Origin of the sequence: Nocardioides oleivorans (genome assembly GCF_004137255.1) — a bacterium.
Taxonomy (GTDB): domain Bacteria; phylum Actinomycetota; class Actinomycetes; order Propionibacteriales; family Nocardioidaceae; genus Nocardioides; species Nocardioides oleivorans.
The window spans coordinates 909822-933554 of sequence record NZ_SDWT01000001.1 but is presented as its reverse complement, the minus strand read 5'-3'; the positions used below and the strand labels follow the sequence as shown (position 1 = coordinate 933554).

25 protein-coding genes are annotated in these 23733 nt (G+C 72.7%); 13 read left to right on the top strand and 12 right to left on the bottom strand.

The features are described from left to right. Nucleotides 1-25: 25 nt before the first annotated feature. On the bottom strand, nt 26-1300 hold the full coding sequence (locus EUA93_RS04500) for a COG4705 family protein (RefSeq protein ID WP_242497236.1): 1275 nt from the start codon (nt 1298-1300) through the stop codon (nt 26-28). Between the two features lie 141 nt (nt 1301-1441). Here EUA93_RS04500 and EUA93_RS04495 point away from each other — a divergent pair, with 141 nt between their 5' ends. From EUA93_RS04495 to EUA93_RS04485, 3 genes are all read left to right on the top strand, one after another. Further along, complete coding sequence (locus tag EUA93_RS04495; RefSeq protein ID WP_165355054.1) at nt 1442-1987, top strand: M15 family metallopeptidase; 546 nt, start codon at nt 1442-1444, stop codon at nt 1985-1987. Between the two features lie 80 nt (nt 1988-2067). Continuing rightward, nucleotides 2068-2538 (top strand): PPOX class F420-dependent oxidoreductase, encoded by a 471-nt coding sequence (locus tag EUA93_RS04490; RefSeq protein ID WP_129399037.1) that lies wholly within the window; start codon nt 2068-2070, stop codon nt 2536-2538. A gap of 31 nt (nt 2539-2569) precedes the next feature. Further along, nucleotides 2570-3187, top strand: coding sequence for a rhomboid family intramembrane serine protease (locus tag EUA93_RS04485; protein ID WP_129399036.1), 618 nt, complete (start codon nt 2570-2572; stop codon nt 3185-3187). A 233-nt stretch (nt 3188-3420) separates the two neighbouring features. On the opposite strand, the gene EUA93_RS21470 is transcribed toward EUA93_RS04485, so the two are convergent. Next, nucleotides 3421-3588 (bottom strand): hypothetical protein, encoded by a 168-nt coding sequence (locus EUA93_RS21470; RefSeq protein WP_165355053.1) that lies wholly within the window; start codon nt 3586-3588, stop codon nt 3421-3423. A gap of 204 nt (nt 3589-3792) precedes the next feature. Here EUA93_RS21470 and EUA93_RS04480 point away from each other — a divergent pair, with 204 nt between their 5' ends. Then, complete coding sequence (locus EUA93_RS04480; RefSeq protein ID WP_129399035.1) at nt 3793-4449, top strand: ANTAR domain-containing protein; 657 nt, start codon at nt 3793-3795, stop codon at nt 4447-4449. 55 nt (nt 4450-4504) lie between these two features. Next, complete coding sequence (locus EUA93_RS04475; RefSeq protein ID WP_165355052.1) at nt 4505-5185, top strand: helix-turn-helix transcriptional regulator; 681 nt, start codon at nt 4505-4507, stop codon at nt 5183-5185. A 4-nt stretch (nt 5186-5189) separates the two neighbouring features. On the opposite strand, the gene EUA93_RS04470 is transcribed toward EUA93_RS04475, so the two are convergent. The 4 genes from EUA93_RS04470 to EUA93_RS04455 form a co-directional block, all read right to left on the bottom strand. After that, the gene (locus EUA93_RS04470) at nt 5190-5633 is read right to left on the bottom strand and encodes a hypothetical protein (RefSeq protein WP_129399033.1); all 444 of its coding nucleotides are present in this window, start codon (nt 5631-5633) and stop codon (nt 5190-5192) included. 66 nt (nt 5634-5699) lie between these two features. Then, on the bottom strand, nt 5700-6395 hold the full coding sequence (locus EUA93_RS04465) for a GAF and ANTAR domain-containing protein (RefSeq protein WP_242497416.1): 696 nt from the start codon (nt 6393-6395) through the stop codon (nt 5700-5702). Nucleotides 6396-6462: 67 nt separating this feature from the next. Then, nucleotides 6463-7173, bottom strand: a complete 711-nt coding sequence (locus tag EUA93_RS04460) for a GAF domain-containing protein (RefSeq protein WP_129399031.1) — start codon at nt 7171-7173, stop codon at nt 6463-6465. Further along, nucleotides 7170-7511 carry an ANTAR domain-containing protein gene (locus EUA93_RS04455; RefSeq protein WP_129399030.1) on the bottom strand — a complete coding sequence of 114 codons (342 nt, stop codon included), beginning with the start codon at nt 7509-7511 and terminating at the stop codon, nt 7170-7172. Before EUA93_RS04455 ends, EUA93_RS04460 begins: the two co-directional genes overlap by 4 nt. A gap of 175 nt (nt 7512-7686) precedes the next feature. Here EUA93_RS04455 and EUA93_RS04450 point away from each other — a divergent pair, with 175 nt between their 5' ends. Both EUA93_RS04450 and EUA93_RS04445 read left to right on the top strand, forming a co-directional pair. After that, a complete protein-coding gene (locus tag EUA93_RS04450; protein ID WP_165355050.1) occupies nt 7687-8664 on the top strand; it encodes a helix-turn-helix domain-containing protein in 978 nt (325 codons plus the stop codon). Nucleotides 8665-8798: 134 nt separating this feature from the next. Continuing rightward, the gene (locus EUA93_RS04445; protein ID WP_129399028.1) at nt 8799-9536 is read left to right on the top strand and encodes a sigma-70 family RNA polymerase sigma factor; all 738 of its coding nucleotides are present in this window, start codon (nt 8799-8801) and stop codon (nt 9534-9536) included. 100 nt (nt 9537-9636) lie between these two features. On the opposite strand, the gene EUA93_RS04440 is transcribed toward EUA93_RS04445, so the two are convergent. From EUA93_RS04440 to EUA93_RS04430, 3 genes are read right to left on the bottom strand one after another with little or no spacing between them, the layout of a single operon-like run. After that, entirely contained in the window at nt 9637-11073 is a 1437-nt protein-coding gene (locus EUA93_RS04440) for an NAD(P)/FAD-dependent oxidoreductase (RefSeq protein ID WP_129399027.1), read from the bottom strand. Between the two features lie 13 nt (nt 11074-11086). Continuing rightward, nucleotides 11087-12451, bottom strand: coding sequence for an aspartate aminotransferase family protein (locus EUA93_RS04435; RefSeq protein ID WP_129399026.1), 1365 nt, complete (start codon nt 12449-12451; stop codon nt 11087-11089). Further along, nucleotides 12444-13979: a CoA-acylating methylmalonate-semialdehyde dehydrogenase gene (locus EUA93_RS04430; protein WP_129399025.1), complete on the bottom strand. Its 1536-nt coding sequence runs from the start codon at nt 13977-13979 to the stop codon at nt 12444-12446. Before EUA93_RS04430 ends, EUA93_RS04435 begins: the two co-directional genes overlap by 8 nt. Nucleotides 13980-14086: 107 nt before the next feature. Between EUA93_RS04430 and EUA93_RS04425 the strand changes: the two genes are divergently transcribed. The 3 genes from EUA93_RS04425 to EUA93_RS04415 are packed head-to-tail and all read left to right on the top strand — an operon-like array spanning nt 14087 to nt 17548. Beyond that, a complete protein-coding gene (locus EUA93_RS04425) occupies nt 14087-15712 on the top strand; it encodes a PucR family transcriptional regulator (RefSeq protein WP_242497235.1) in 1626 nt (541 codons plus the stop codon). A gap of 49 nt (nt 15713-15761) precedes the next feature. Then, on the top strand, nt 15762-16085 hold the full coding sequence (locus EUA93_RS04420; protein ID WP_129399024.1) for a cupin domain-containing protein: 324 nt from the start codon (nt 15762-15764) through the stop codon (nt 16083-16085). Nucleotides 16086-16120: 35 nt separating this feature from the next. Continuing rightward, nucleotides 16121-17548, top strand: a complete 1428-nt coding sequence (locus EUA93_RS04415) for a gamma-aminobutyraldehyde dehydrogenase (RefSeq protein WP_129399023.1) — start codon at nt 16121-16123, stop codon at nt 17546-17548. A gap of 91 nt (nt 17549-17639) precedes the next feature. On the opposite strand, the gene EUA93_RS22165 is transcribed toward EUA93_RS04415, so the two are convergent. Together EUA93_RS22165 and EUA93_RS04410 are read right to left on the bottom strand one after the other, a co-directional pair. Next, nucleotides 17640-17774: a hypothetical protein gene (locus EUA93_RS22165; protein WP_275937856.1), complete on the bottom strand. Its 135-nt coding sequence runs from the start codon at nt 17772-17774 to the stop codon at nt 17640-17642. A 73-nt stretch (nt 17775-17847) separates the two neighbouring features. Then, nucleotides 17848-18021 (bottom strand): CsbD family protein, encoded by a 174-nt coding sequence (locus tag EUA93_RS04410; RefSeq protein ID WP_129399022.1) that lies wholly within the window; start codon nt 18019-18021, stop codon nt 17848-17850. Nucleotides 18022-18136: 115 nt separating this feature from the next. Here EUA93_RS04410 and EUA93_RS04405 point away from each other — a divergent pair, with 115 nt between their 5' ends. From EUA93_RS04405 to EUA93_RS04395, 3 genes are all read left to right on the top strand, one after another. Then, nucleotides 18137-18565 (top strand): hypothetical protein, encoded by a 429-nt coding sequence (locus EUA93_RS04405; RefSeq protein WP_129399021.1) that lies wholly within the window; start codon nt 18137-18139, stop codon nt 18563-18565. A gap of 149 nt (nt 18566-18714) precedes the next feature. Continuing rightward, nucleotides 18715-19524, top strand: a complete 810-nt coding sequence (locus EUA93_RS04400) for a SurA N-terminal domain-containing protein (RefSeq protein WP_165355049.1) — start codon at nt 18715-18717, stop codon at nt 19522-19524. A 175-nt stretch (nt 19525-19699) separates the two neighbouring features. After that, nucleotides 19700-21676 carry an ATP-binding protein gene (locus EUA93_RS04395; protein WP_129399019.1) on the top strand — a complete coding sequence of 659 codons (1977 nt, stop codon included), beginning with the start codon at nt 19700-19702 and terminating at the stop codon, nt 21674-21676. An 11-nt stretch (nt 21677-21687) separates the two neighbouring features. Here the strand turns inward: EUA93_RS04395 and EUA93_RS04390 are convergent, their stop codons facing one another. Next, nucleotides 21688-23730, bottom strand: coding sequence for a VanZ family protein (locus EUA93_RS04390; RefSeq protein WP_129399018.1), 2043 nt, complete (start codon nt 23728-23730; stop codon nt 21688-21690). Nucleotides 23731-23733 lie beyond the last annotated feature (3 nt).

Here is a 23733-nt window from a genome sequence, read left to right as displayed (position 1 = left end):
GAGGCGAGGGCCAGCTGGGGGGCGATCAGCCGAGGGTGGTCAGCAGGCCGGCCATCGCCTGGTCCTCGGTCGCCGGGTCGGGCGAGCTCGCGCGCACCGAGGTCAGCACCGCGTCGATCTCGCCGTCGACGTAGGTCCAGGCCTGGCAGTTCTTCGCGGTGAGCGTGGTGGCGTCGGCGTCCCACGCGGTCTCGAGGTCCGTGATCCGGGTCCGCGCGCCCGCCTGGTCATCGGCCGCCACGAGCGACTGGGTGTCGGTGACGATCGTGCGGAAGCCGTCGACCGACGTCGTCGGGAAGTCCGAGGCGACCTGCTTGGTGGCGGCGGCCTGGTCGAGCGGCGTGCCGCTGCTGCACGACGGTGCGGGGCCCTCGTCGGCGAGCGCGCTCTGGTGCGGCTGGGCGTTGGCCCAGGTGAGCAGGGCGACCGTCGCGACGCCGGCGGCGACCATCACCGCGAGCATGGCGCGACGACGCCGGGGGGTCGAGGTCGGTCCTTCGACGACGGCGTCCTCGTCCTCGATCACGTCGGCCCGGGTGAGCGAGAGGTAGACGACGGTCGCCAGGATCGCGCCGAGGAAGACCAGGCTGGTGCCGAACGTCCCGAGCCCCAGCCCCTGCTCGCTCCTGGGGAGGCCGAGGAAGTCGCCGATGTTGGCGCCGAGCGGACGGGTCAGGATGTAGGCGACCCAGAAGCTCAGCACCGGGTCGGCGCCGGAGCGCCACAGCACGGTCACCAGGGCGATCAGGCCGAGCGGCAGCAGGATCGACAGGCCAGGGCCCCAGCCGGTGAGCTCGAGCGTCCAGTCCCCGGTCGCGGTGCCCAGGGCGAACGTCACCAGCACGGCGAACCAGCAGAAGCCCTCGCGCGGGGTGGTCGTGATGCTGTGGATCGAGAGCGTGCGCTCCTTGGCCCACCACACGGCGAACGTCGCTGCGAGGAGGACCCCGAAGACCGTGCTGCTGATCCAGAGCGGCACGCCGAGCTGGTCGGTGAGGATGTCGGTGTAGAGCGTGCCGGTCACGCTGACCACGACGACGGTCAGCCAGTAGGCCGACGGGACGTAGCGGCGCAACCGGATCTGCACGCCCAGCACGACCACGAAGACGGCGGTGAACAGGATGGCCGTGTTCACCAGGCCGACGCCGAGCGTCATGTTGATCCAGTCGGCGAAGCTCTCGCCGACGGTCGTGCACAGGATCTTGATCACCCAGAACCAGATCGTGACCTCGGGGACCTTGTTGAGCATCTGCCGGGCGTGGACCCGGGCGTCGGCGGCGACGGCGCTGCGTTCAGTCATGGGGAGGACGATGCGGTCGCGAACCTGCCACCCACCTGACTGCCGGCTCGCACCACAGGTGGAGCGGGAATGGCTGGCAGGGCGGACGCCCGGCACCTGCGGTGGAGGTGGTGGCACCGCTCGGCTCGCGATGTTCGTCAGGTGACCACCGACCGCTTCCTCTCCGTCCGCCACCCGCTCGCCGCCGTCGTGCTCGCCCTGGGCCTGCTCGCCCTCGGCTGCAAGGCCGCCGACGTCCCCGTCGGCAGCCTGCTCAGCTCCAGCGAGACACCGGACCTCTCCCGGCCGACCGGTGAGCCGGAGTTCGACAGGCTCGACCCCGCCCTGCGCTCGGCCTTCCAGGACGCCCGCGCCGCCGCCGCGCGCGACGGCGTACGCCTCGTGATCACCAGCGGGTGGCGCAGCCGCGCCCACCAGGAGCGGCTCTTCGAGGACGCGCTCGTGAAGTACGGCAGCACCGAGGAGGCCAACCGCTGGGTCGCGGCCCCCGACCAGTCCGCGCACGTCACGGGCGACGCGATCGACGTCGGGCCCACCGACGGGGCGATCTGGGTGGGCCAGCACGGCAGCGAGTTCGGCCTCTGCCAGACCTTCGCCAACGAGATCTGGCACTTCGAGCTGCGCACCACCCCCGGCGGAACCTGCCCCGAGATGCTCGCCGACGGCTCCGTCCGCCGCCGACCCTGATATCTGGGGACGATCTGGTGGGCCGGACGGGGGTTTCGCCCACCAGATCGTCCCTAGATATCGGGGGCTAGCGTGGAGGCATGGCACCCAGGATCGCGACGAACACCTCGGTCGGGCTCGACGAGCTGCTGGACTTCGTACGACCCCGGCACCGGATGGTGCTGCTCACCAGGCGCGCCGACGGGACTCCGCAGGCCTCGCCGGTGACCGGTGGTGTCGACGACAGCGGGCGGATCGTCGTGGCGACCTACCCCCAGCGCGCCAAGACGAAGAACGCCCGGCAGCGCCCCGAGGTCTCCGTCGTCGTGCTCTCCGACGAGTGGGACGACGCCTGGGTGCAGGTCGACGGCGACGCCGAGGTGCTCGACGCGAGCGAGGGGGACGAGGCGCTCGACGGGTTCGTGGAGTACTTCCGCAACATCGCGGGTGAGCACTCCGACTGGGACGAGTACCGGCAGGCCATGGTCGACCAGGGGAAGTCGCTGCTGCGGATCACCCCGACCCGATGGGGCACCGTCTCGACCGGGGGCTTCCCTCCCGAGCTCGGCTGAGGCTTTCACCCCGGCTGTCACGATGAGGGGCATGCAGACCGCGAGACGGACGGGAGTGGACCGCGAGCCCGCCTGGAGGAGCGCCGCGCTGATCACCGGCGGCTTCGTGGCGCTGCTGTGGGTGCTGGAGATCGTCGACACGGCGTCCGGCCATGCCCTCGACGCGTACGGCGTCCAGCCCCGCACGGAGGACGGACTGGTCGGCATCGCCCTGGCCCCCGTGCTGCACTTCGGCTTCGACCACCTGGTCAGCAACACCGTGCCCGTGGTCGTGCTCGGCTTCCTCACCCTGGCCACCGGGATCGCCCGCGGGCTGCTCGCGACGGCGATCATCTGGGTCGTCGGCGGGCTGGGTGTCTGGCTCGTCGCGCAGCCCTCCAGCAACCACGCCGGCGCCTCGGTGCTGATCTTCGGCTGGATCGTCTACCTGGTCGTGCGCGGGTTCCTCAACCGCAACTCCATCGAGATCTTCGTCGGTGTCGGGGTGTTCCTCGTCTACAGCAGCGTGCTGCTCGGCGTGTTGCCGGGCACGCCCGGCGTCTCGTGGCAGGGCCACCTGTTCGGCGCGATCGGCGGCTTCCTCGCCGCGCGGCTGCTGACCACACGTCGACGCGTCGCGGCGAACGACACCTACCGCCCGTCCTACTGAGGCCCGGACGACCCGTCAGGTCGCGGGCACGTCCTCGCGCTCGCCGCGACCGGCCCGGCGCTTGCGGTCCAGCGCTTCACACGCTGCGTCGTCCAGGATGATCATGGTCGTCCTCCGTCGTGTCGTGCCGAGATGTCGTCAGATGACCCCTCAACGACGCTTCGGTCGCTCGGTTCCGCCGGACTGGACCAGCTGCCCGAACGGTCAGTCCCGTCCGGTCCCGCGACGAGGCCTCACGTGTCCGTGGCCGGCCCCGCCGGGTTGGCCCCACCCTCGGACTCCCAGCCCTCGTCCTCGTCGGTGTCGTGCGCGGGGTCGTCCTGGGAGTCGGGCTCCTGGTCGGGCTCATTGACGGGGTCGGTGTCGAGATGTGTCTGCGGGTCGTCCTGCGGGTTGCTCATCGAGACTCCTTCACGGTCGTGCGGAACTGCACACGTCCATGCCTACCGCCGACCCCGATGTCGGCGCCACACCCGTATGCCCGGGAGGATCAGGGGTACGAATCCAGGTACGACGATGAGCGCACGCCCCGGCGGGTGTGGTCCCACTCGACCCGCACAGGCACGATCGAAGTCACAGGACCGACGAGCGCGAGGGGGATTGCCGTGGAGCTGCTGCCCCAGAGCCGGGAAGCCCTCGACGAGTACGTGACACCGACGCTCGACGACGTCGAGGCGTTGCTGAGGGTCATCGAGGGATGGGCGGTGCGCACCGTTCCGGAGTGCGTCGCCGTCAGCGTCACGCTGCTCGAGGACGACCTGACGTTCACGCTGGTCGACGACGTGTCGGCGGCACAGCGCCTGGCGTCTCCGCCGCGCACCGACGAGTCCGAGCGGTTCGACCTCCATGCCCTCGACGAGGACGGGTGGGCCGAGATGGCCCGCGAACGCGCCTTCGCCGGCATCGCGAGCACCGTGTCGATCCCGGTGGTCGAGCACGGCCGCGTGGTGCTCAACATCGATCTCTACGCCTCGACACCGCACGCCTTCCACGACCGGATCGACGAGCTGGTGGACACCCTCGGCGCCTGGCAGGCGGGAGCGGTGACCAACGCCGACCTCGGCTTCGACACCCTGCGTCGAGCCGAGGCCGCACCCGAGCGGCTGCGCGAGCAGCGGATGGTCGACGTGGCCGTCGGCCTGGTCGCGGCCCGGACGGGCGTCACGACCGACGAGGCACTGGCCATGGTGCGCGAGGCGGCACACCGCGCGGGCATCGCCGAGATCCAGGTCGCGATGGTGGCCCAGAGCCTGCTCGCCTGACACCCGAAACAAATCCACGTGCACGACTCGCAACGAATGAAAGCTGATGACCCCCATGGAGAAGCCCCCCGCACCCACCGCCCGACATATCAAGGTGGCGGTCCTCGACGAGAGCGAGCTCGTCGTGCACGGGCTCCGCTCCATGCTCGAGCCGCACGCAGCGTACGTCACCGTCGTGCCGCACCGGTCGGGTGAGGCCGCACCGCTGTGCGACCTCACCCTCTACGACCCCGCGAGCCCGACCCGCGCCTCCGGCAGCCGGGGCATGCCCCAGCGCTTCTCCTCCCGCATGGTCGCCTACGGCTGGGACTGCAGCCCCGAGGCCGTCTCGACCGAGATGTCCCGCGGGGCGGCGGGCTTCGTGAGCAAGTGGCTCCCGTCGCGCCGCCTGGTGTGGAACCTGCTCCACATCGCCGACGGCCGCACCCGGGTCGACGCCTGGACCGGCCGGGACGACACGTCCTCGCCGAGCGCCGAGCAGTGGCACCTCACCCAGCGCGAGACCGAGGTCCTCGCGCTGATCGCTGCCGGACGGGCGAACCGTGAGATCGCGGACGAGACGAACCTCAGCATCAACTCGGTGAAGTCCTACATCCGCGGGGCCTACGCCAAGATCGAGGTCACCTCACGATCTCAGGCTGTCCTCTGGGCGATCCAGCACGGCCTCCTCATGTCGGGTGACACCGACGTCGAGGTGCACCAGACGCGCCCGGTGCCCGTCTCCGCCCGCGTCTAGCCACTCACCCCTCCACCTCGTCCGGCGTCGCCTCGTGGCCGCGTCGGCCGTGGGTGCGTCGCAGCTCCTTCATCTCGGCCTCGAAGACGTGGCGCCGCCCGCCGACGAGCTCGTCCAGGGCTCGCTGGTGGATCGCGGCGGCGCGGGCGTAGTAGCCGTCGTCGAACTCCTCGACCATCTGGAACGACCACCTGCCCGGGAGCGGGTTGCCGCCGAGGACGTCGCGGTCGAGCGCGTCGGCCAGGTCCTGGTGCCCGGCGTCGCGCAGCATCGCGTCGGCCTCCTCCAGGGTGGACTCCGCGCTGCCCATGAGGCGGTGGAACGCATAGAGGTGTCCGCGCGCGTCCTCGACGTGGTCGAGCGCCGCCGAGAGCTTGCCGATCGCCTCGACGGTCGCGTCGGTGACGCCCTCTGGACGCTGGTGCTCGGGATCGGGGCCGTCGCTCATCTCCCGAGCGTCACACGAACGGGCCGGACGGGGCACCGCCCGTCGGGGCGGTCAGGGTCGGGGCGGTCAGTCCTCCGAGGCCCCGGCGCATCGCGGGAGGTGACGCTCGGCGACGACCTCGGCGGCCAGGTCGCGGAGCTTGCGGTTGTGCTCCGACGACAGGCGCCGCATCACCTTGAACGCCGTGTCCGCGTCGAGGCCGTAGCGCTCCATCACGATCCCGGTGGCCTGCCCGATGACGGTCCGGGTCTCGAGCGCCGACTGGAGCTGGTCGTCCTTGACCGACCGGGCCAGCGCCACGGCACACATGGCGGCGATCACCTGCCCGTGCCGGACGTCGTCCTGGTCGAAGGCTCGCGGCTGGCGCGAGTAGACGTTGAGCGCGCCCCAGGTGTCGTCGCTGGAGAACAGCCGGAAGCTGATGCTCGCCCGGACACCCAGCTCGGCCACCATCCTCCTGCCCCAGTCCGGCCAGCGCTCGTCGGTCGCGAGGTCGTCGACGACGATCGTCGCCTCCCGGCGGATGGCCTCGAGGCAGGGCCCCTGCCGCAGCTCGTACTGGACCTCGTCGAGCCGACGCAGCGTCTCCGTCGAGGCGACGGGTGTCCGGATCCGGTCGCGCTCGACGACGGAGACACCCACGGAGTCGGAGGAGTGGAAGAACTCCGGGGTGATCTCGACCATCCGCTGGAGCGTGTGGGGCGAGTCGTGCTGGCTGCCGAGGTCGCGGACGGCCTCGGCGAGCCGGTGCTCGAAGTCCATGGTCACCCGGCCTTCCTCCTGCATCGACGCTCCCACACGAGGAGGGGTGGGACAACCCTAGGCGGGGCTACGCGGGCAGGCTGCCGGACTCGAGCACGTGCTCGGCGATCTTGCCGATCTTCGTGCGCCGGCTGCGCGCCGCGTTGCGCAGCGCGTTGAACGCCGCGACCGCGTTGGTGGACTGCTTCGCCATCAGGAAGCCGACCGCCCGCTCGATGACCACGCGGTAGTCGAGGGCGTACTGGAGCTGCTGGGCGAGCACGCCGGCGGTGTGCGCCTGGAGGGCGGCGGCGAGGGTGGTCGAGATGACCTCGGCGTAGCGGGTCAGCGCCGCGACCTCGCTGTCGTCCCAGTCGTGGGCACGCTCCCGGTAGACGTCGAGGGTGCCCACAGGGACGCCACCGAGCAGGACCGGGACGCCGAGCACCGCGCGCACGGGCTGGTCGGCGAGGGCCGCGGTGAGCCGTGGCCAGCGCTCGGGCTCCGCGGTGATGTCGCGGCTGGTCACCACCTGCGCCTTGACGAAGGCCTCGGTGCACGGACCCTCGCCCGCCTCGGCCTCGGTCTTCTCCAGGATGCGGCCGGGTCCGTCACTGGCTGCGGCATAGCTGAGCATGTCCTGCTCGTCCGAGATCAGGATGCCCGCACCGTCGACGTCGAAGAGGTCCACGCACGCGGCGACCACGAACTGGAGCGCGGAGTGGATGGTTCCGTCGTCGGCGCGGGGCTCGGCCAGCCGGCGGATGCTCTCGGCCAGGGCAGCGTCGTCGATCGTCACGATCCCTGATCCTGCCACGGACCGACGGGCCAGCCGCCTTCCGGCAGGTGGGGGTCGAGTGACGCGAGGAGCTCCAGGTCGTCGGCAGCCGCCGAACCGTCGTGGGCGACGACGAGGACGCGCGCGACGGCGCCGACCTCGAGGCCCGCGTCGCGGGCCACCCGCTGCAGCGTGAGCCACGCCTCGGGTGTGGTGCACGCGAACCGCACGGTCATCAGGCCCAGTGCGCGGCCGACGTCGTGGTGCGATCGCACCGTCTCCTGGAGCTGCGCGATCTCCTCGCGGAGCGGGTCGGCGGGCTGTGCGGGCTCGCCGGGGTGTGCAGGTGTCCCGGTCATGCGTCACCTTTCATGACGTCAGGTCCGCGGACACAGGGCGGAGCGGTTGAACAGCGAAGCAAGTTTACAGCGGTGACCTGAACAGTTCCCACCCGGCCTTTTTGACGTTCGGTTAGAGTCGAACATGACTCGAGCCCGCGGTCGCCGCATACCTCTCACGAGAGGGTCCAGCCCGATGCCGACTTCTGCCCGCCGTGCCGCCCAGATCACCTTCGACTTCGAGGGTGAGGGCGAGGAAGCACGCCACTGGCTCGACACCGCCTACGGCACCATGCTGCGACTCACCGGCCGCATGGGCACGGTGCAGCACCACCGCGCCGACCACCGGGGGATCGCGTTCGACCACCTGAAGATCGACGCACGCTTCGCCTTCGACTCCGACCCGATGCCCGGGCTGGTCGTCGTCGACATGATCGACGGCGACCTCGAGTACACCCGCGGCGGCGTCACCGACCGCTGCCGCGACGGCGACACCGTGCTGACCTCGGGCTGGGACATGCCCTTCAGCGGCCGCAGCGGGGACAGCTACGAGGTCCGCGCGACCACCTTCACGGCCGAGACGATCACCGCTGCCGTCGAGGACGTCGCGCCCGACTACCCCTGGCAGCACATCGCCTTCACGTCGTACGTCCCCCGGTCGCCCGCCGCGGGCGCCCGCTGGCGGGCCACGGTCGACGAGCTGGTCACCTGGTTCCCCGAGGTCGACTCCCCGGTCGCGCACGCCGAGGCCACCCGGCTGCTGGGGCACACCCTGCTGCGGACGTTCCCCAACAACGTGCTGGGCGCCGACGACCGGCTCGAGGACGACCGGGACCTCCGCGACGCCACGCCCTCGACGATCCGGCGTGCGGTCGACGTGATCGAGGCGCGCGCCCACGACGACCTCAGCCTGGCCGAGCTCGCTCGCGCGTGCCGGGTGTCGCCGCGCACGCTGCAGTACGCCTTCCGACGCCACCTCGGGTGCACGCCCCTGGCCTACCTCCGTCGGGTGCGGCTCGACCTCGCCCGACAGTCGCTCCGCGACGGGACCGCGGCGTCGGTGAGCGACGTGGCTGCCCGCTTCGGCTTCTACAACCCCGGACGGTTCGCCGCCGACTACCGCCGGGTCTTCCACGAGAACCCCCGTCAGACGCTGACGCGCGCGATCGACTGACCCCATCGCCGACTCCGGTCGGTGAGTTTTCGCTTTGCGGCTGTTGTGGATCGTCCGTACATGTGACGTTGAAGTTCCACGCGGCTGGAGGACCCGGCGGCGTCGAGTGTGACCCTGTCGGAAGGAGGCAGGCCATGGTGCCCGTCTCGCTCGTCCCGGACCTCGCCGAGCGCAGCACCCGCCGGACGATGCGTGACGACCTCATCGAGGCGCACGTCCCGGTGGCGCTCTCGATCGCGAGCCGCTACCGCAACCGCGGGATCGACCTCGACGACCTCGAGCAGGTCGCCCTCCTCGGCCTGACCAAGGCGGCCGACCGGTTCGACCCCGGGGCCGGGCACGCGTTCATGTCGTACGCCGTGCCGACGATGCGCGGGGAGATCCGGAAGTACTTCCGCGACCACGGCTGGATGGTGCGCCCTCCCCGGCGCGTCCAGGAGATGCAGGCGCGCATCGCCGGGATCGAGGACCTGCTGGCCACGCAGCTCGGCAGGTCGCCGCGACCCAGCGAGATCGCCGCTCACCTCGAGGCCGACCTCGCCGACGTGGAGGAGGCGCTGGCGGCCGACGGCTGCTTCTCGCCTGCCTCGCTCGACCTGCCCGTCGGTGACGGTGGCCCGCCCCTGGCCGAGCTCCTCGGGGCCGAGGACCGCAGCTTCTCCCGGGCCGAGGCGCGCGTCCTGCTCGCACCGGCCGTACGACGCCTGGCCGAGCGCGACCGCCTCGTCGTACGCCTCCGCTTCCGCGACGAGCTGACCCAGCGGGAGATCGCCGAGGCCGTCGGCCTCACCCAGGCCCAGGTCTCGCGCATCCTCGACCGGGTGCTCGGGGAGCTGCGCGCCGGCCTCGTCGGGAGGGTCCCGGCCGCCTGATCACCCCCTGCGACGCCGGTCTTGCCGCCGGGTGCCACCCCCACTGAGCACCGGCTGTGCAGGTCCCGACCGGCGTCGCAGCGGGGGCACGTCACCCGGCTCAGGAGTCGAAGCCGAGCCCCGCAGCGTCGAGGGGGCGCAGGAAGGCGTTGCGCCGTCCCTCGCGGTGGTCGGCGCGGTCGAGCGACCACCGCGTCAGGTTGATGCCGGCCGAGGCGAGCGGCTCGGGCGGGAACGGCAGTGGCCGCTCGCGCACCATCCGCAGCCGCGTGCGCTCGGTCTCCTCGCCGGCGAGCAGGTCGAGCAGCACCTCGGCCGCGAACCGTGTCGCCCCCACGCCGAGCCCGGTGAACCCGGCCGCGTGCGCCACCCGGCCGCCGTGGGTCAACCCGTAGAACGCGGTGAACTGGGTGCAGGTGTCGATCGCGCCGGCCCACCGGTGGCTGAACCGCACGTCCTCGAGCTGCGGGAAGGTCGCCAGGAAGTGCGAGGCCAGCCGGGCGTGGGTGTCGGGACGGTCCTCGTGGCGGGCCGCCACCGTGCCGCCGGCGGGGTAGACGGCGTCGTACCCGCCCCAGAGGACTCGGCCGTCCCGGGTCAGCCGCGAGTAGTGGAACTGGTTGGCCAGGTCGCCGAGCCCCTGCCGCCCGGCCCACCCGATCGACGCCAGCTGCTCGTCCGTCAGCGGCTCGGTCATCAGGACGTAGTCGTAGACCGGGACCGTCATCAGCCGGTTGCGGCGCAGCAGCGACGGGAAGACGTTGGTCGCGAGCACGACGTGGGCCGACGTCACGACGGCGCGGTCGGTGTGCACCTCGACCCCGGACCCGGCCGGGGATGAGGTACGACGCAGCGCGGTCGCCGCCGAGTGCTCGTGGACCTCGACCCCGAGGTCGGCGGCCACCCGGGCGAGCTCCAGCGCCAGCCGGGCCGGGTGGACGAGGGCGGTGTCGTCGGCGTCGTAGGAGCCGCCGAGGAAGAGGGGGCTGTCGATCTCGGCCCGCACCTGCGCGGCGTCGAGGCGGTGCGTGCCCGCTCGGGTCGGCTCGTCCTGCAAACAGTCGAGCTGGTGCTCCTCCACCGCGACCGACAGCATCCCGGTGCGCTCCCACTCGCAGGCCAGGCCGAGGTCGCGCACGTCGGCCTCGAAGCCCTCGAGGTTGGTCCGGCCGAGGCGTTCGAGGACGTCGTGCTCCTCCGGCCAGCGGCTGCGTCCGTTGTCCTCGCCGTGGGTGAGCGAGGCCTCGCAGAAGCCGCCGTTGCGGCCCGACGCCGCCCACCCGATGGTGTGCGACTCGAGCAGCACGACCCGCCGACCGGGGTCGCGGCGCTTCGCGTGCACCGCGGCCCAGAGGCCGAGGTAGCCGCCGCCGACGATCGTGAGATCGGCCGTCGTGCTCGCCGTGAGCTCGGGGAACCGGGCGGTCGCGCCGGCGTCCTCGAGCCAGAAGACCGCCTGCCGGCTGCCCGCGAGCGAGCGCTCGACGACCCGCGGGTCGGGCGCGTGGCGCTCGTAGGCGGTGAGGTGGGCGGCCATGGTGGACGCCGGGTCAGGCCGTCGCGGAGAGGGCCTCGTCGAGAACCGCCAGGCCCTCGCGGGCCTCCTCGTCGGTGGTCGTCAGCGGCGGCACGACGTGGATCCGGTTGAAGTTCACGAAGGGCAGCATGCCCCGCTCTTGGCAGCCCTTCACGATGGCCGCCATCTCGGGGCTCGAGCCGCCGTAGGGCGCGAGCGGTTCGCGGGTCGCCCGGTCGCTGACCAGCTCGAGCGCCCAGAACGCGCCGGTGCCGCGCACCTCGCCGATCCGCTCGTGCTTGTCGGCGAGCGCCCGGAGACCGGGACCGATCACCTCGGCGCCGAGCCGCTCGGCCCGGCCGACGACGTCCTCGTCCTCCATCGTGCGGATGGTCGCGACCGCGGCCGCGCAGGCGAGCGGGTGGCCGGAGTAGGTCAGGCCGCCGGGGTAGGAGCGGTGGGCGAACGTAGCGTGGACGGCGTCGCTGATCGCGACCCCGCCGAGCGGGACGTACCCGCTGTTGACGCCCTTGGCGAAGGTGAGCAGGTCGGGAGTCACGCCTGCGTGCTCGACGGCGAACCAGCGACCGGACCGACCGAAGCCCGACATCACCTCGTCGGCGACGAGCAGGATGCCGTGGCGGTCGCAGATCTCGCGGACGCCGGCGAGGTAGCCCGGCGGCGGGACCATGATCCCCGCGGTGCCGGGGATCGCCTCGAGCACGATCGCGGCGATGGTCGACGGGCCCTCCAGCGCCACGACCTGCTCGAGGTGCGCCAGGGCGCGCTGGCACTCCTCGGCCTCGGTGGTCGCGTGGAAGGAGCTGCGGTAGAGGAAGGGCCCGAAGAAGTGGACCGTGCCGGTCGAGCCGTGGTCGCTGGCCCACCGCCGCGGGTCGCCGGTCATGTTGACCGCGAGCTCGGTGCCGCCGTGGTAGCTGCGGTAGGTCGTGAGCACCTTGTGGCGGCCCGTGTGCAGGCGCGCCATGCGTACGGCGTGCTCGTTGGCGTCGGCGCCACCGTTGGTGAAGAAGACGTGGTCGAGGTCGCCGGGGGTGTGCGACGCGATCAGCCGGGCGGCCTCCGAGCGGGTGCCGTTGGCGAAGGCCGGGGCGACCGTGGCGAGGTGCCCGGCCTGCTCCTGGATCGCCGCCACGATGCGTGGGTGCTGGTGGCCGAGGTTGGTGAAGACCAGCTGGGAGCTGAAGTCGAGGTACTGCCTGCCGGCCCCGTCCCAGACGTGGCTGCCCCGGCCGCGGGTGATCACCATCGGCGAGATCTCGGCCTGGGCCGACCACGAGTGGAAGACGTGCGCGCGGTCGAGCTCGTAGGCCCGCTCGGCGTCGTACGCGCTCGCGAGGTCCGAGGTCACCTGGCCCGTGCCCATCACGTCAGTCATTGCGCGGGAACCCCAGCTCGAGACCGCCCGCGGGCCGGTTGGCCGGGTCGATCCACCGGGTGGTGACGACCTTGCCGCGGGTGAAGAAGTGGACGCCCTCGGTGCCGTGGGCGTGGGTGTCGCCGAAGAGCGAGCGCTTCCAGCCGCCGAAGGAGTAGTAGGCGACCGGCACCGGGACCGGCACGTTGACGCCGATCATGCCGACCTCGACGTCGGCCTCGAAGCGCCGCGCGGCGCCTCCGTCGTTCGTGAAGACGGCGGTGCCGTTGCCGTACTGGTTGGCGTTGACGAGCGCGACGGCCTCGTCGTAGGACCGCACGCGGACCACGGACAGGACGGGACCGAAGATCTCCTCGGTGTAGATGTCCATGTCGGGGGTGACGTCGTCGAAGAGCGTGGGCCCGAGCCAGAAGCCCTGCTCACCTCCACGCGCGGCGACGTCGCGGCCGTCGACGACGACCTTCGCCCCGGCCGCCTCGCCGGAGTCGATGAAGCCCGCGACGCGGTCGCGGTGGGCCCGGGTGACGAGCGGCCCCATGTCCGCCTCCTTCTGCTCGCCCGTCGCCCCGCGCCCGCCGTCGCCGATCAGCAGCGTCCGGGTGCGGTCGGCGATCCGGGCGACCAGCTCGTCACCGATCGGGTCGACGGCGACCAGCACGCTGATCGCCATGCAGCGCTCGCCGGCGCTGCCGTAGCCGGCGTTGACGGCCGAGTCAGCGGCCAGGTCCAGGTCGGCGTCGGGGAGCACGACCATGTGGTTCTTCGCACCGCCCAGGGCCTGGACGCGCTTGCCGTGCCGGCTCGCGGTCTCGTAGACGTACTCCGCGATGGGGGTCGAGCCGACGAAGCTGATCGCAGCGACGTCAGGGCTGGTGAGCAGCGCGTCGACGGCGACCTTGTCGCCGTGCAGCACGTTGAAGACGCCGTCGGGCAGGCCCGCCTCCTGCCACAGGGCGGCGAGCCAGTTGGCCGCGGACGGGTCCTTCTCGCTCGGCTTGAGCACGACGGCGTTGCCCGCCGCGATGGCGACCGGGAAGAACCACATCGGCACCATCGCCGGGAAGTTGAAGGGGCTGATGATCCCGACGACGCCGAGCGGCACGCGCTTGGAGTGCACGTCGACGCCGGTCGAGGCCTCCTCGCTGTGCCCGCCCTTGAGCAGGTGCGACATCCCGCAGGCGAACTCCACGACCTCGAGGCCGCGCGCGATCTCGCCCATCGCGTCGGAGTGCACCTTGCCGTGCTCGGCGGTGATGATCGCGGCGAGCTCGTCCTTGCGGGCGTTGAGCTTCTCGCGGAAGGCGAAGAGCACCTGCGTACGACGCGCCAGCGACGTCGTGCCCCACGCCTTCGACGCCCTCGTCGCCGCGGCGATCACCTGCGCGGCGTCGGCCTCGCTGGCGAGCGCCACGCGGCCGGTCACCTCGCCGGTCGCCGGGTTCGTCACGTCGGCCCAGCCGGTGGGGTCACCCGCCAGGAGGGCGCCGTCGGCCCAGTGCACGATCTCCTGCTGGTCTCCGTTGGTCATGGGCGCCATCCTGCTCGTCGTACGACGCCGGGGCGGGTGTCGGATCGTAGGGTTTGGCGCACCGTCTCGGACACTTCGTCACCCCGCTGCCGCGTAGGCTGCCCTCCGTGGCCGAGGTGACACCGGGGGTGACGCTCCAGGAGGCGCTCGCGCTGCCCACCTTCCGGCAGGCCGCGCCACGCGTGGTGGCTGGAGCCCCGGCGACCGACCGCCCGATCCGCTGGGTCCACGCCACCGAGCGGCCCGACGTGCGCGAGCTCCTCCGCGCCGGCGACCTCGTGCTGACGATGGGCACCGGCCTGCCGGCCGACGACGACGCCGGCGGGCTGTCGGCCTTCGTCGACGAGCTGGTCGAGGTCGGCGGCGCGGGCGTGGTCGTCGAGCTCGGCCGCCGGTGGACCTCGTCGCTCCCGGCCGCGCTCGTCGAGGCGTGCGAGCGGCACGGGCTGCCGCTCGTCGTGCTCGAGCGGGAGACCCGGTTCGCCGCGCTCGCGCAGGAGATCGGCGAGCGCGTGGTGGACCACCAGCTCACCGAGCTCCGCGAGGCCCAGCGGGTGCACGAGACCTTCACCGAGCTCAGCTTCACCCAGGCCGGTCCGGTCGAGATCCTCCAGGCGGTGCAGCGCCTCGCCGGCGGCCCGGTCGTCGTGGAGAACGCCCAGCACCGCCCGCTCGACTACTTCGCCGGGCCCGGCGACACGGCCGGCGCGGGCGGCTTCCTCGACGGGTGGCCCGCCCGGTCGCGGCGCGTCGAGGTCACCGGGCGCACCGGCTGGGACGCCGCCAACGGCTGGCTGGTCACCCGGCTCGGCACCGCCGACCAGGCGTGGGGGCGCCTCGTCATCGGCTCCCCGACCGCTCCGCCGCAGCGTCTCGTCGCCGTCGCCGAGCGGGCGGCCGCGGCCCTCGCGCTGCACCGGCTCCACGACCGGGACCGCGGCACGCTGATGCGGCGGACCCACCTCGAGCTCCTCACCGGGCTGTCCGAGGCGCCCGACTCCGACGAGCTCCTGCGCCGCTGCGAGCTGGCCGGCTTCCCTGTCCGGCGCCGGTCGTTCGTCGGGCTCGTCGTGCGCCCGCGCATCGGCACCTCCGCACCCGCCGACCTGGACGAGGTCGCCGCCACCGTGGTCCGCGCCGCCCACGGCCTGCGCCTGCCGGCGCTGGTGAGCGAGGTCGAGCGCGACCTCCGCGTGCTCGTCTCCGCACCCGCCTCGGCCGACGCCGACGCGCTCGTCGACCGGGTGGCCGCGCGCGTGCGGCCGCACCACGACGTCGTGGTCGCCGCGGGGCGGGTGGTCGGCGAGCGGGCCGGCATCTCGCGCACGCTCACCGAGGCCGGGCAGGTCGCCGACGCCGCGCCGCAGTCGCGCCGCGACTCCGACCCCGACGTGCACCGCCTCGCCGACCTCCACCTCCGGGGCCTCCTCGCGCTCCTCGGCGACGACGACCGGCTGCGGCTCTTCGTCGAGCGCGAGCTGTCGCCCCTGCGTCGCCACGACCGCGCCGACTCCTCGCGCACCGACCTGGTCGCCGCGCTCCGCGCCCTGCTGCTCCACCCGGCGAGCAAGACCGAGGCGGCGGCGAGCCTCCACCTGTCGCGAGCCGCGTTCTACGACCGGCTCGCCCGGATCGAGGCGGTCCTCGGCGCCGACCTCGACGACCCCGACGTCCGCGTCTCGCTCCACGTCGCGCTCGTGGCAGACGAACTGTCCGGCTCCGATGGCAACTGACGACAGATCGTCGGGCCGCGACGATGCCGGGGTTGGCACGATGGCCGACATGTTCCGTGTGCTCGACGTCGAGACCGCCGTGCCGACCGCACCCCTGGACCCGGCGAGCGTCGTCGACGGGTCGCCGTCGGCCGGGTCGCGGGCCCTGGCCGCCGTGGCGGGCGTGGAGGTCGGCGTGTGGGAGATGAGCCCCGGCACGGCCACCGACGTCGAGGTCGACGAGGTGTTCGTCGTCCTGTCCGGCTCGGCGACCGTCACCTTCGAGGACGGCGAGCGCGTCGACCTCGCGGCCGGCTCCGTCGTACGCCTGCGCGCCGGCGAGCACACCACCTGGGTCGTCCACGAGACGCTCCGCAAGATCTACGTCGCCTGATCCGCCCAGCCCCAGCCGAACCCTGAGGAAGAGCCATGACCGACACGATCCAGAACTTCGTCGACGGCGAGCTCGTCGAGTCCGCCGCCACGGACTTCATCGACCTCGTCGACCCGACCACCGGTGAGCTCGACGGCCGCTCGCCGGTCTCGACGCCGGAGGAGGTGGACCGGGCGTACGCCGCGGCGGCGCGCGAGTCCGACACGTGGAAGCGGCTCACGCCGGGTCGCCGGCAGGGGCTCCTGCTCGACCTCGCGTCCGCGATCGCCGAGCGGCGCGACGAGATCGCCGAGGTGCAGGCGCGCGACACCGGCCAGCCGATCCGCTACGTCGCCAGCGAGGAGGTCGACCAAGGTGTCGACCAGCTCCGCTTCTTCGCCGGTGCCGCGCGGCTGCTCGAGGGCAAGTCGGCGGGGGAGTACCTCGAGGGCCACACGTCCTCGATCCGCCGTGAGCCCATCGGTGTCGTCGGACAGGTGACGCCGTGGAACTACCCCTTCGCGATGGCGATCTGGAAGATCGCGCCCGCCCTCGCCGCCGGCAACACGATCGTGCTCAAGCCCAGCGACACCACGCCCCGCTCGACCGTGCTGCTCGCCGAGATCGCGGGCGAGGTGCTGCCCGCCGGCGTGCTCAATGTCGTCAACGGCGACGCCTCGACCGGTCGCCTGCTCGTCGAGCACCCGACTCCCGGCCTGGTCGCGATCACCGGCTCGGTCCGTGCCGGCATCGAGGTCGCCACGTCCGCCGCGAAGAACCTCAAGCGCGCCCACCTCGAGCTCGGCGGCAAGGCGCCCGTCGTCGTGGCGCCCGACGCCGACCTCCCCCGCGCGGCCGGCCTGATCGCCGCCGCGGCCTACTTCAACGCCGGCCAGGACTGCACCGCCGCCACCCGGGTGATCGTGCACCGCAGCGTCCACGACGAGCTCGTCGAGCTGCTCGTCGAGGAGGCCAAGGGCACCCGCCCCGGCCCGCCGTCCGACGACGCCGCCGACTACGGCCCGCTCAACAACGCCGCCCACCTCGCCAAGGTGGAGGCCTTCCTGGCCGACCTGCCCAGCCATGCCGACGTACGCACCGGGGGAGCGCGCCACGGCGACACGGGCTTCTTCTTCGCGCCGACCGTGGTCACCGGCGTCCGCCAGGACGACCGCATCGTGCAGCAGGAGGTCTTCGGTCCCGTCCTCACCGTGCAGCCGTACGACGACGAGGCCGAGGCGGTGCGGATGGCCAACGGCGTGCCCTACGGCCTGGCCGGCAGCGTGTGGACGCGCGACCACGGGACGGCCGACCGGCTGAGCCGCGAGCTCGACTTCGGCTGCGTGTGGGTGAACACCCACATCCCGTTCGTCTCCGAGATGCCGCACGGCGGATTCGGGCACTCGGGCTACGGCAAGGACCTCTCCGGCTACGGCTTCGACGACTACACGCGCATCAAGCACGTGATGACCGCGCACTACTGAGCCGCGCCCGGACAGGCAACGACCGGGGTCGCCCCGTGATCGACCCCGGTCTCCTGTCGTGCGTCCCGGCCCGGCCCGGGTGGGCGTCCGCCTAGGTGGTGGACGTCCCGCTCGTGGTGCGCCGGTCGGCGAGCCTGCGCTTGGCGACCGGCAGCCCGACCAGCGTCAGGACCTTCCAGAACATCCACCCCAGCAGGGCGAACAGGTTGCGCTTGGTGCGTGCCATGGTGCGGTCCTCTCGGTGGTCGGGCACCTGCTCACCCGGGGGCCGGTATGGGGCCGGCCCCCGGGGGCAGGGGTCACTTCTTGAAGGCGTCCTTGACGTTCTCGCCGGCCTGCTTGACGTCGGAGGCCGTCTGGTCCTTCTTGCCCTCGGCCTTGAGGCTGTCGTCGTTGGTGACGTCACCGACGACCTCCTTCGCCTTGCCGGCGATGTCCTGGGCGGCGTTCTTGGCCTTGTCTGCGATACCCATGTCAGTTCCTTTCCTCGGGAGTTGTGTCTGTTGGTCGTCACGGGGGGCGCGATCCTCACGCGGACCCGGGTGTGATGTGGGTCTCACGACCGGGCCATCGGGCATCCTTGGCCCCATGCGCTTCACCGAGCACGAGCTGACCGTCGCCGTCACGGCAGCCGCCAAGATCGTGGCCGGCGGCAAGATCGGCAGGCGGGGCAAGGGGGAGGAGAAGTGGGAGTCGATGAGCAGGCTCGACCGCTACCACCTCCTCGACGCGGCGGGCAGCCAGGTGCTGCCGGTGATGCTCGCGCTGCCCGACGTCGAGGTCGAAGCGGGCACCCGGCCGGCGTTCACCGACGAGCAGATCGGCGCCGCGATCGAGCAGACGCTCGGCGAGGGCGGCGTGGGCGGCGTGGGCGGCGTGGGCCGCCTCGGCGGGAAGCTGGGGCAGCGGGTGGCGGTGGCCGCGCGCCTCACGCTCGTCCGCGCGGCGCTCGCCGAGCTGCCGGTCCGCCAGGACCCCGACGGCCTGGTCGTGCCCGACACGCTCGAGGACCTCTGAGACCTCCTCTCGCTGGCGGTCACCGGATATCCGGTGACCGCCCCGCTTGTCGGCCCAGATCTCGGCCGACAAGCGGGAGACTCGGGTGCGAAGTACCGCCTGAGAACCCTGAGGACGACGCTCAGGTTCGGTGCGTACCGTCGATGGTGATGACTTCCCTGAACCGCACCCAGCGCACCCGTACCGCCCTCGGCGCCCTCGCCGCGACCGCCCTGCTCACCCTGTCCGCCTGCGGCGGCAGCAGTGACGACGACGCCTCGGCGACGTCGAGCGACTCCCCGTCCGCGGACGCGTCCGGCTCGGCCGACCCCTCGGCCGACCCCTCCGCCGACCCCTCCGCCGACGCCGCCGAGCCCGACCTCGACGCCATCCCCGACGTGGTCGCCGAGGTCAACGGCGAGGAGATCACCAAGGACGAGTTCACCCCGATCTACGAGGCGTCGTTCGCCCAGGCCCAGTCCCAGGCCCAGATGGGCGGCGACGCGCCCGACGAGGCGACGCTGCGCAAGCAGACGGTCGACGACCTCGTCGACACCGAGCTGCTCTCGCAGGAGGCCGACTCGCGTGGCATCGAGATCAGCGACGACGACATCGACGCCGAGCTCGCCACGCTCGCCGAGCAGAACGGCATGTCCAGCGCCGACGAGCTGCTGAAGGCGGTCGCCGACCAGGGCCTCACCGAGGACCAGGCGCGCGACCAGGTCCGGACCCAGGTGATGGTCGAGAAGCTCGTCACCGACGAGGAGGGCGAGATCGCGCCGACCGAGAAGGAGCTGCGCGCGATCTACGACCAGGCCAAGGAGCAGCAGGCGCAGTCCGGCCAGTCCGGCCAGTTCCCGTCGTTCGCCGACGCCCACGACCAGGTCGAGGAGCAGGCGAAGGCGCAGGAGATCGGCAAGGTGGCGCAGACGCTGGTGACCTCGCTGCGCAAGGACGCGGACATCACCGTCAACCTCTGACCACCGCCCCGGGCGGGGCAGATCCCTCCCGGCGCCACACCGCACCGGCGTGCGCGTGGACACGGTCTCCGCAGTCGGGGTGCTCCAGTCGTACCCTTGCGCGCATGAAGGCCCTCCACCCCCGGGGCCTGGTCTCGGCGCGCTCGACCCCTCCGATGGTGACGGGCGGTCGCCGGTGACCTCCCGGAAGCCGCTCGCGCCGACCGCGGTGCTCGGGTTCGCCGTGGCCTACGGCGTGCTCACCGTCATCGGTCGGATGACGGTCGCGCAGGGCCAGACCGTCAGCCTCGTGTGGCCCGCGGCCGGGATCGCGGCCCTCTGGCTGCTCGCCGAGTCGCCGCGGCATCAGCTCCGCGCGCTCGTGCCGCTGGTCGTCCTGCACGGCACGATCGCCGACCTCACCGGTGCGGCGCCGGCGCTGGTCGCGCTGGGGGCGCTGTCCCTCGGGGTGCAGACCTGGCTGCTGGTCCTGCTGCTGCGACGCTGGTGTCCCGACCTGCTGGGCGCGGGCGGCAACGCCAGCCTGCGCTCGCCGCGTGCGCTGGTCGTGGCCGGCGCGGCGGTGATCGTCGCCTGCACGGTGGGTGCCGCGATCGGCAACGTCGGGCTCTGGGCCAGCGGGCGGGAGGCCGACCCGTGGACGGCGGTCGCCTGGTTCGCCCGCCACCTGGCCGGGATCATCGCCGTGGGCGGGGTGGGCCACCTCGCCTGGGAGTGGCGCACCCAGACGATCCCTCGACGTGCGCACGGGGGGAGCACCGGGGAGCTCGTCCTCCTGTGGGTGCTCTCGGTGGCAACGACCGTCCTCCTGTTCCTGCAGTCCCTGCCGCTGGAGTTCCTCGTGCTGTCCTTCGCGGTGTGGTCCGCGGCACGGTTCCGCACGCTGCCGGCGGGCGTGCACTGCCTGACGCTCGGCACCATCGGGCTGTGGCTCAGCCTCGCGGGCTTCGGTCCGTTCGCCCGCCTCAGCGACCCTGTGGCCGCCGCCCTGGTCTCGCAGGTCTTCATCGTCAGCGTGCTGCTCACGGGTCACGCCGTCGGCGCGCTCAGCGACCGGGTCGACGAGCTCTACGCCGACGCCACCCGGGCGCGCGAGGAGGCCGCACGCCAGGCCCAGCTCCTCGCCGAGATGACCGAGAGCATGGGCGAGGGCCTGATCGTCCTGGCCGGCGACGGCAGCGTCGACCGCAGCAACGGCGCGAGCCGGTGGCTCGCGCACCGGGTGCGTCCCGGCGCCCGCGACGACGTCGCGCTGGCCCACCTGGTCGACCTCGTCCTGCGTCCGGCACTCGCCGACACCGCCGCCGTGCGGGCCGAGCTCGGGGTGGGCGACGTCGTGCTGCCCCTGCCGCGCGGTGAGGAGATGGTCCTCGCCGTCACCCGTACGCCGTTGACGGGCGGTGGCGCCGACGACGGGGACTCCGCGGCCCTGCTGGTGCTGCGCGAGGTGACCGACCACCGCTCGGGCCTGCGGCCGCTCGCCGCCTTCGCCTCGACGGCCGCCCACGACCTGCGCGGTCCGCTGAGCGCCACCGTCTCGTGGCTGGACATGGCGATCGCCGACACCCCCGCCGGGTCGGACGCCCACGACTCGCTCGGCCGCGCCACCCGGTCCGCGGAGAAGATGGCCGACCTGATCGACGACCTGCTGGCCCACGCGCGGGCGGAGTCGGGCGAGCTCGCCGCCGAGGACGTGCCCCTCAGCGGGGACGACGGACTGCTCACCCACGTCTCGACCCTGCTGGGTCCCGACGACTCGCTCGAGGTGCCCGCCGAGCTGCCGGCCGTGCACGGCGACCCCGTCGCCATCCGCCAGCTCTTCGCCAACCTGGTGGGCAACGCCGTGAAGTACGCCAGGCCCGGCACGCCCGCCCGCGTCGAGGTCACCGCCCGTCGTCGCGGGGCCCGCGTCGTCGTCGAGATCAGCGACAACGGCGTCGGCGTGGAGGAGGAGGAGCGTCACCTGATCTTCCAGCGCTTCCACCGCAGCAACTCGGTGCGCGCCCACTTCAAGGGGACCGGCATGGGGCTCTCGATCTGCCAGACCATCGTGACCCGTCACGGCGGGACCATCGAGTGCCTGGCCGTGCCGCCGGGCGAGGGGGCGGTCTTCCGCTTCGACCTCCCCGCGGCCGGACCCGGGGAGTCCTAGGCGCGCAGGCCTCAGCGACCGAGCAGCCAGCCGAGGCCGGCCGCCGTCACGACCAGGAGCCCGAGCACGGTCGCATGCGTCCGGGGTGATCGCGACAGGACCGCGACGAACTCGCGCAGCACTGCGCTGGGGAAGTAGTAGCTCGCCGTCGCGGACCCGACGACCTGGGCGTCCACGTCGAGCTCGCGGGCGATGATCGCGGCCCGGAAGGCGTGGAAGTCGTTGGTGGCGACGACGAGCTCCGTCCCGAGACCCTGCTCGCGCAGCAGCTCGCGGGTCATCAGCAGGTTCTCCTGGGTCGTGCGCGAGCCGGTCTCCGTCAACAACCGGTCGGCGTCGGCGCCGACCGAGACGGCGTACGACGCCATCGCGACCGCCTCGGGCACGGTCTCGTCGGCCCCCTGGCCGCCGGACATCACGAGCACGGGGTCGCGGCCCGCGGCCCGCTCGGCGGCCACCACCTCGAGCGCGCGGTCGATGCGGCTGCGCAGCAGGGGCGGAACCCGGTCGCCGAAGACCCGCGAGCCGAGCACGACGACGGCGTCCATCCCGGCGTCCGGGTCGCGCCGCGCGTAGAGCTGCCCGAAGACCAGGAAGGCGGTGAACAGGAAGCCGAGGTAGCCGGTCGCGGCGAGCCCGGCCGCCGTCAGTGCGGCCAGCCACCCCCAGCCCGTGACGACGGCGAGCACGAGGGACACCAGCAGCGTCACGACGCCGGCCACCGCGGCCAGGCCGAGGGCGTTGGCCGGGCGGAAGCCCTCCCGCCGGGCGAGCAGGATGCCGGCGCGCAGGACGTGGCCGGTGGCCACCAGCGTGGTGAGCACCAGCACGACGACCGCCAGGACGACGGCCGCGACGCCGACCCGCGGCGCCAACGCGCTCAGGGCGACCAGCCCCGCCCCCACGACGTACGTCGCCCCGGCGAGCGCGAGCACCGCGGAGCTGAGGCGGCGGGGGTCGACGTCGGCGACGCGCACCACCTGCGGGCGCACTCGCGACCGGGAGTCGACCACGACCAGGCCCGAGGCGTAGCCGGAGATGCCGCGCGTGCTGAGGAGCAGCACGGCGAGGGCCGAGACCACCAGCCAGGCCCGGGCCAGCGGCATGACGCCGGGGACGGAGAACGCCCTGGCCAGTGCGTCGGCCACGAAGTAGCCGCCGGCACCGGTGAGGAAGCGGACCAGCCACTGTCCGGCGCGCGGCCGCGTCGCGTCCGGACGGACGGTGCGGAGGAAGGCCAGCCGCTGCCCGAGCGTGCCCGACCCGCCGACCAGTGGCACGACGAGGAGCAGCACGATCGCGGAGCCTGCCGTGCATGCCGCGGTGATGGCGTCCGTGGCGGGGTCGAGGTCGTGGCCGAGCTGGGCGGCGACGACGAAGATGACCACGACGAGCGTCGTCGAGGCGATCTGCACCGAGAGCCAGTCGACGAGCATGCCGACCAGCCGCCGCCGGGGCCGTACGGCGACCGCGCGCCGGGCGTCGCTGACCTCCTGGCCGGGGATCCGGGCGAGCAGCGGCGCGAGGAGCACGCCGACCAGGGCGCCGCTGGTGTTGGAGATCAGGTCGTCGACGTCGGCGAGGCGGTAGGCGCAGGGGTAGATCCACCAGTTGCCCGTGAGCTGGGTCGTCTCGATCAGCAGCGACGTGCCTAGGCCCACCAGGCCGATGGTGCGGGTGCGCCAGCCGAAGAGGTGCCGCAGCAGCATCCCGAGCGGGACGAAGAGCACGATGTTGCGCACGATCTGCACGAGCATCGGGTCGGTGAGCAGCGCCGCTCCGGCGGACCAGTCGACGTAGGTCAGGCTGGCGAACGGGACGAGCTGCGGGGTGGGCGGGCTGGTGCACGAGAGCTCCGAGCGCGTCGGGAGCGGCACGATCGTGAAGGTCCACAGCGTCATCGCATAGACCGCGCCGGCCACGCAGATCGCCGCGTGGCCGAGCCCCGTCACGCCGTGGCGGTAGCTCCAGGCGACGTAGGGGATGGTGAGCACCGGCACCAGGGCCAGGCCGAGGCCGATGGCAAGGATCGTCGAGGCGTCGAATCCCTGCACGCC

Excerpts from the sequence above, each read along its gene's own strand:
- EUA93_RS04420 (WP_129399024.1), top strand. The coding sequence starts at position 15,762 with ATGTTCCGTGTGCTCGACGTCGAGACCGCCGTGCCGACCGCACCCCTG.
- EUA93_RS04440 (WP_129399027.1), bottom strand. The coding sequence starts at position 11,073 with ATGGCCGCCCACCTCACCGCCTACGAGCGCCACGCGCCCGACCCGCGG.
- EUA93_RS21470 (WP_165355053.1), bottom strand. The coding sequence starts at position 3,588 with ATGAGCAACCCGCAGGACGACCCGCAGACACATCTCGACACCGACCCC.
- EUA93_RS04405 (WP_129399021.1), top strand. The coding sequence starts at position 18,137 with ATGCGCTTCACCGAGCACGAGCTGACCGTCGCCGTCACGGCAGCCGCC.
- EUA93_RS04400 (WP_165355049.1), top strand. The coding sequence starts at position 18,715 with ATGACTTCCCTGAACCGCACCCAGCGCACCCGTACCGCCCTCGGCGCC.
- EUA93_RS04430 (WP_129399025.1), bottom strand. The coding sequence starts at position 13,979 with ATGACCAACGGAGACCAGCAGGAGATCGTGCACTGGGCCGACGGCGCC.
- EUA93_RS22165 (WP_275937856.1), bottom strand. The coding sequence starts at position 17,774 with ATGGCACGCACCAAGCGCAACCTGTTCGCCCTGCTGGGGTGGATGTTC.
- EUA93_RS04455 (WP_129399030.1), bottom strand. The coding sequence starts at position 7,511 with ATGACCGGGACACCTGCACACCCCGGCGAGCCCGCACAGCCCGCCGAC.
- EUA93_RS04485 (WP_129399036.1), top strand. The coding sequence starts at position 2,570 with ATGCAGACCGCGAGACGGACGGGAGTGGACCGCGAGCCCGCCTGGAGG.
- EUA93_RS04445 (WP_129399028.1), top strand. The coding sequence starts at position 8,799 with ATGGTGCCCGTCTCGCTCGTCCCGGACCTCGCCGAGCGCAGCACCCGC.
- EUA93_RS04470 (WP_129399033.1), bottom strand. The coding sequence starts at position 5,633 with ATGAGCGACGGCCCCGATCCCGAGCACCAGCGTCCAGAGGGCGTCACC.
- EUA93_RS04500 (WP_242497236.1), bottom strand. The coding sequence starts at position 1,300 with ATGACTGAACGCAGCGCCGTCGCCGCCGACGCCCGGGTCCACGCCCGG.
- EUA93_RS04490 (WP_129399037.1), top strand. The coding sequence starts at position 2,068 with ATGGCACCCAGGATCGCGACGAACACCTCGGTCGGGCTCGACGAGCTG.
- EUA93_RS04450 (WP_165355050.1), top strand. The coding sequence starts at position 7,687 with ATGCCGACTTCTGCCCGCCGTGCCGCCCAGATCACCTTCGACTTCGAG.
- EUA93_RS04410 (WP_129399022.1), bottom strand. The coding sequence starts at position 18,021 with ATGGGTATCGCAGACAAGGCCAAGAACGCCGCCCAGGACATCGCCGGC.
- EUA93_RS04435 (WP_129399026.1), bottom strand. The coding sequence starts at position 12,451 with ATGACTGACGTGATGGGCACGGGCCAGGTGACCTCGGACCTCGCGAGC.
- EUA93_RS04415 (WP_129399023.1), top strand. The coding sequence starts at position 16,121 with ATGACCGACACGATCCAGAACTTCGTCGACGGCGAGCTCGTCGAGTCC.
- EUA93_RS04475 (WP_165355052.1), top strand. The coding sequence starts at position 4,505 with ATGGAGAAGCCCCCCGCACCCACCGCCCGACATATCAAGGTGGCGGTC.
- EUA93_RS04465 (WP_242497416.1), bottom strand. The coding sequence starts at position 6,395 with ATGGACTTCGAGCACCGGCTCGCCGAGGCCGTCCGCGACCTCGGCAGC.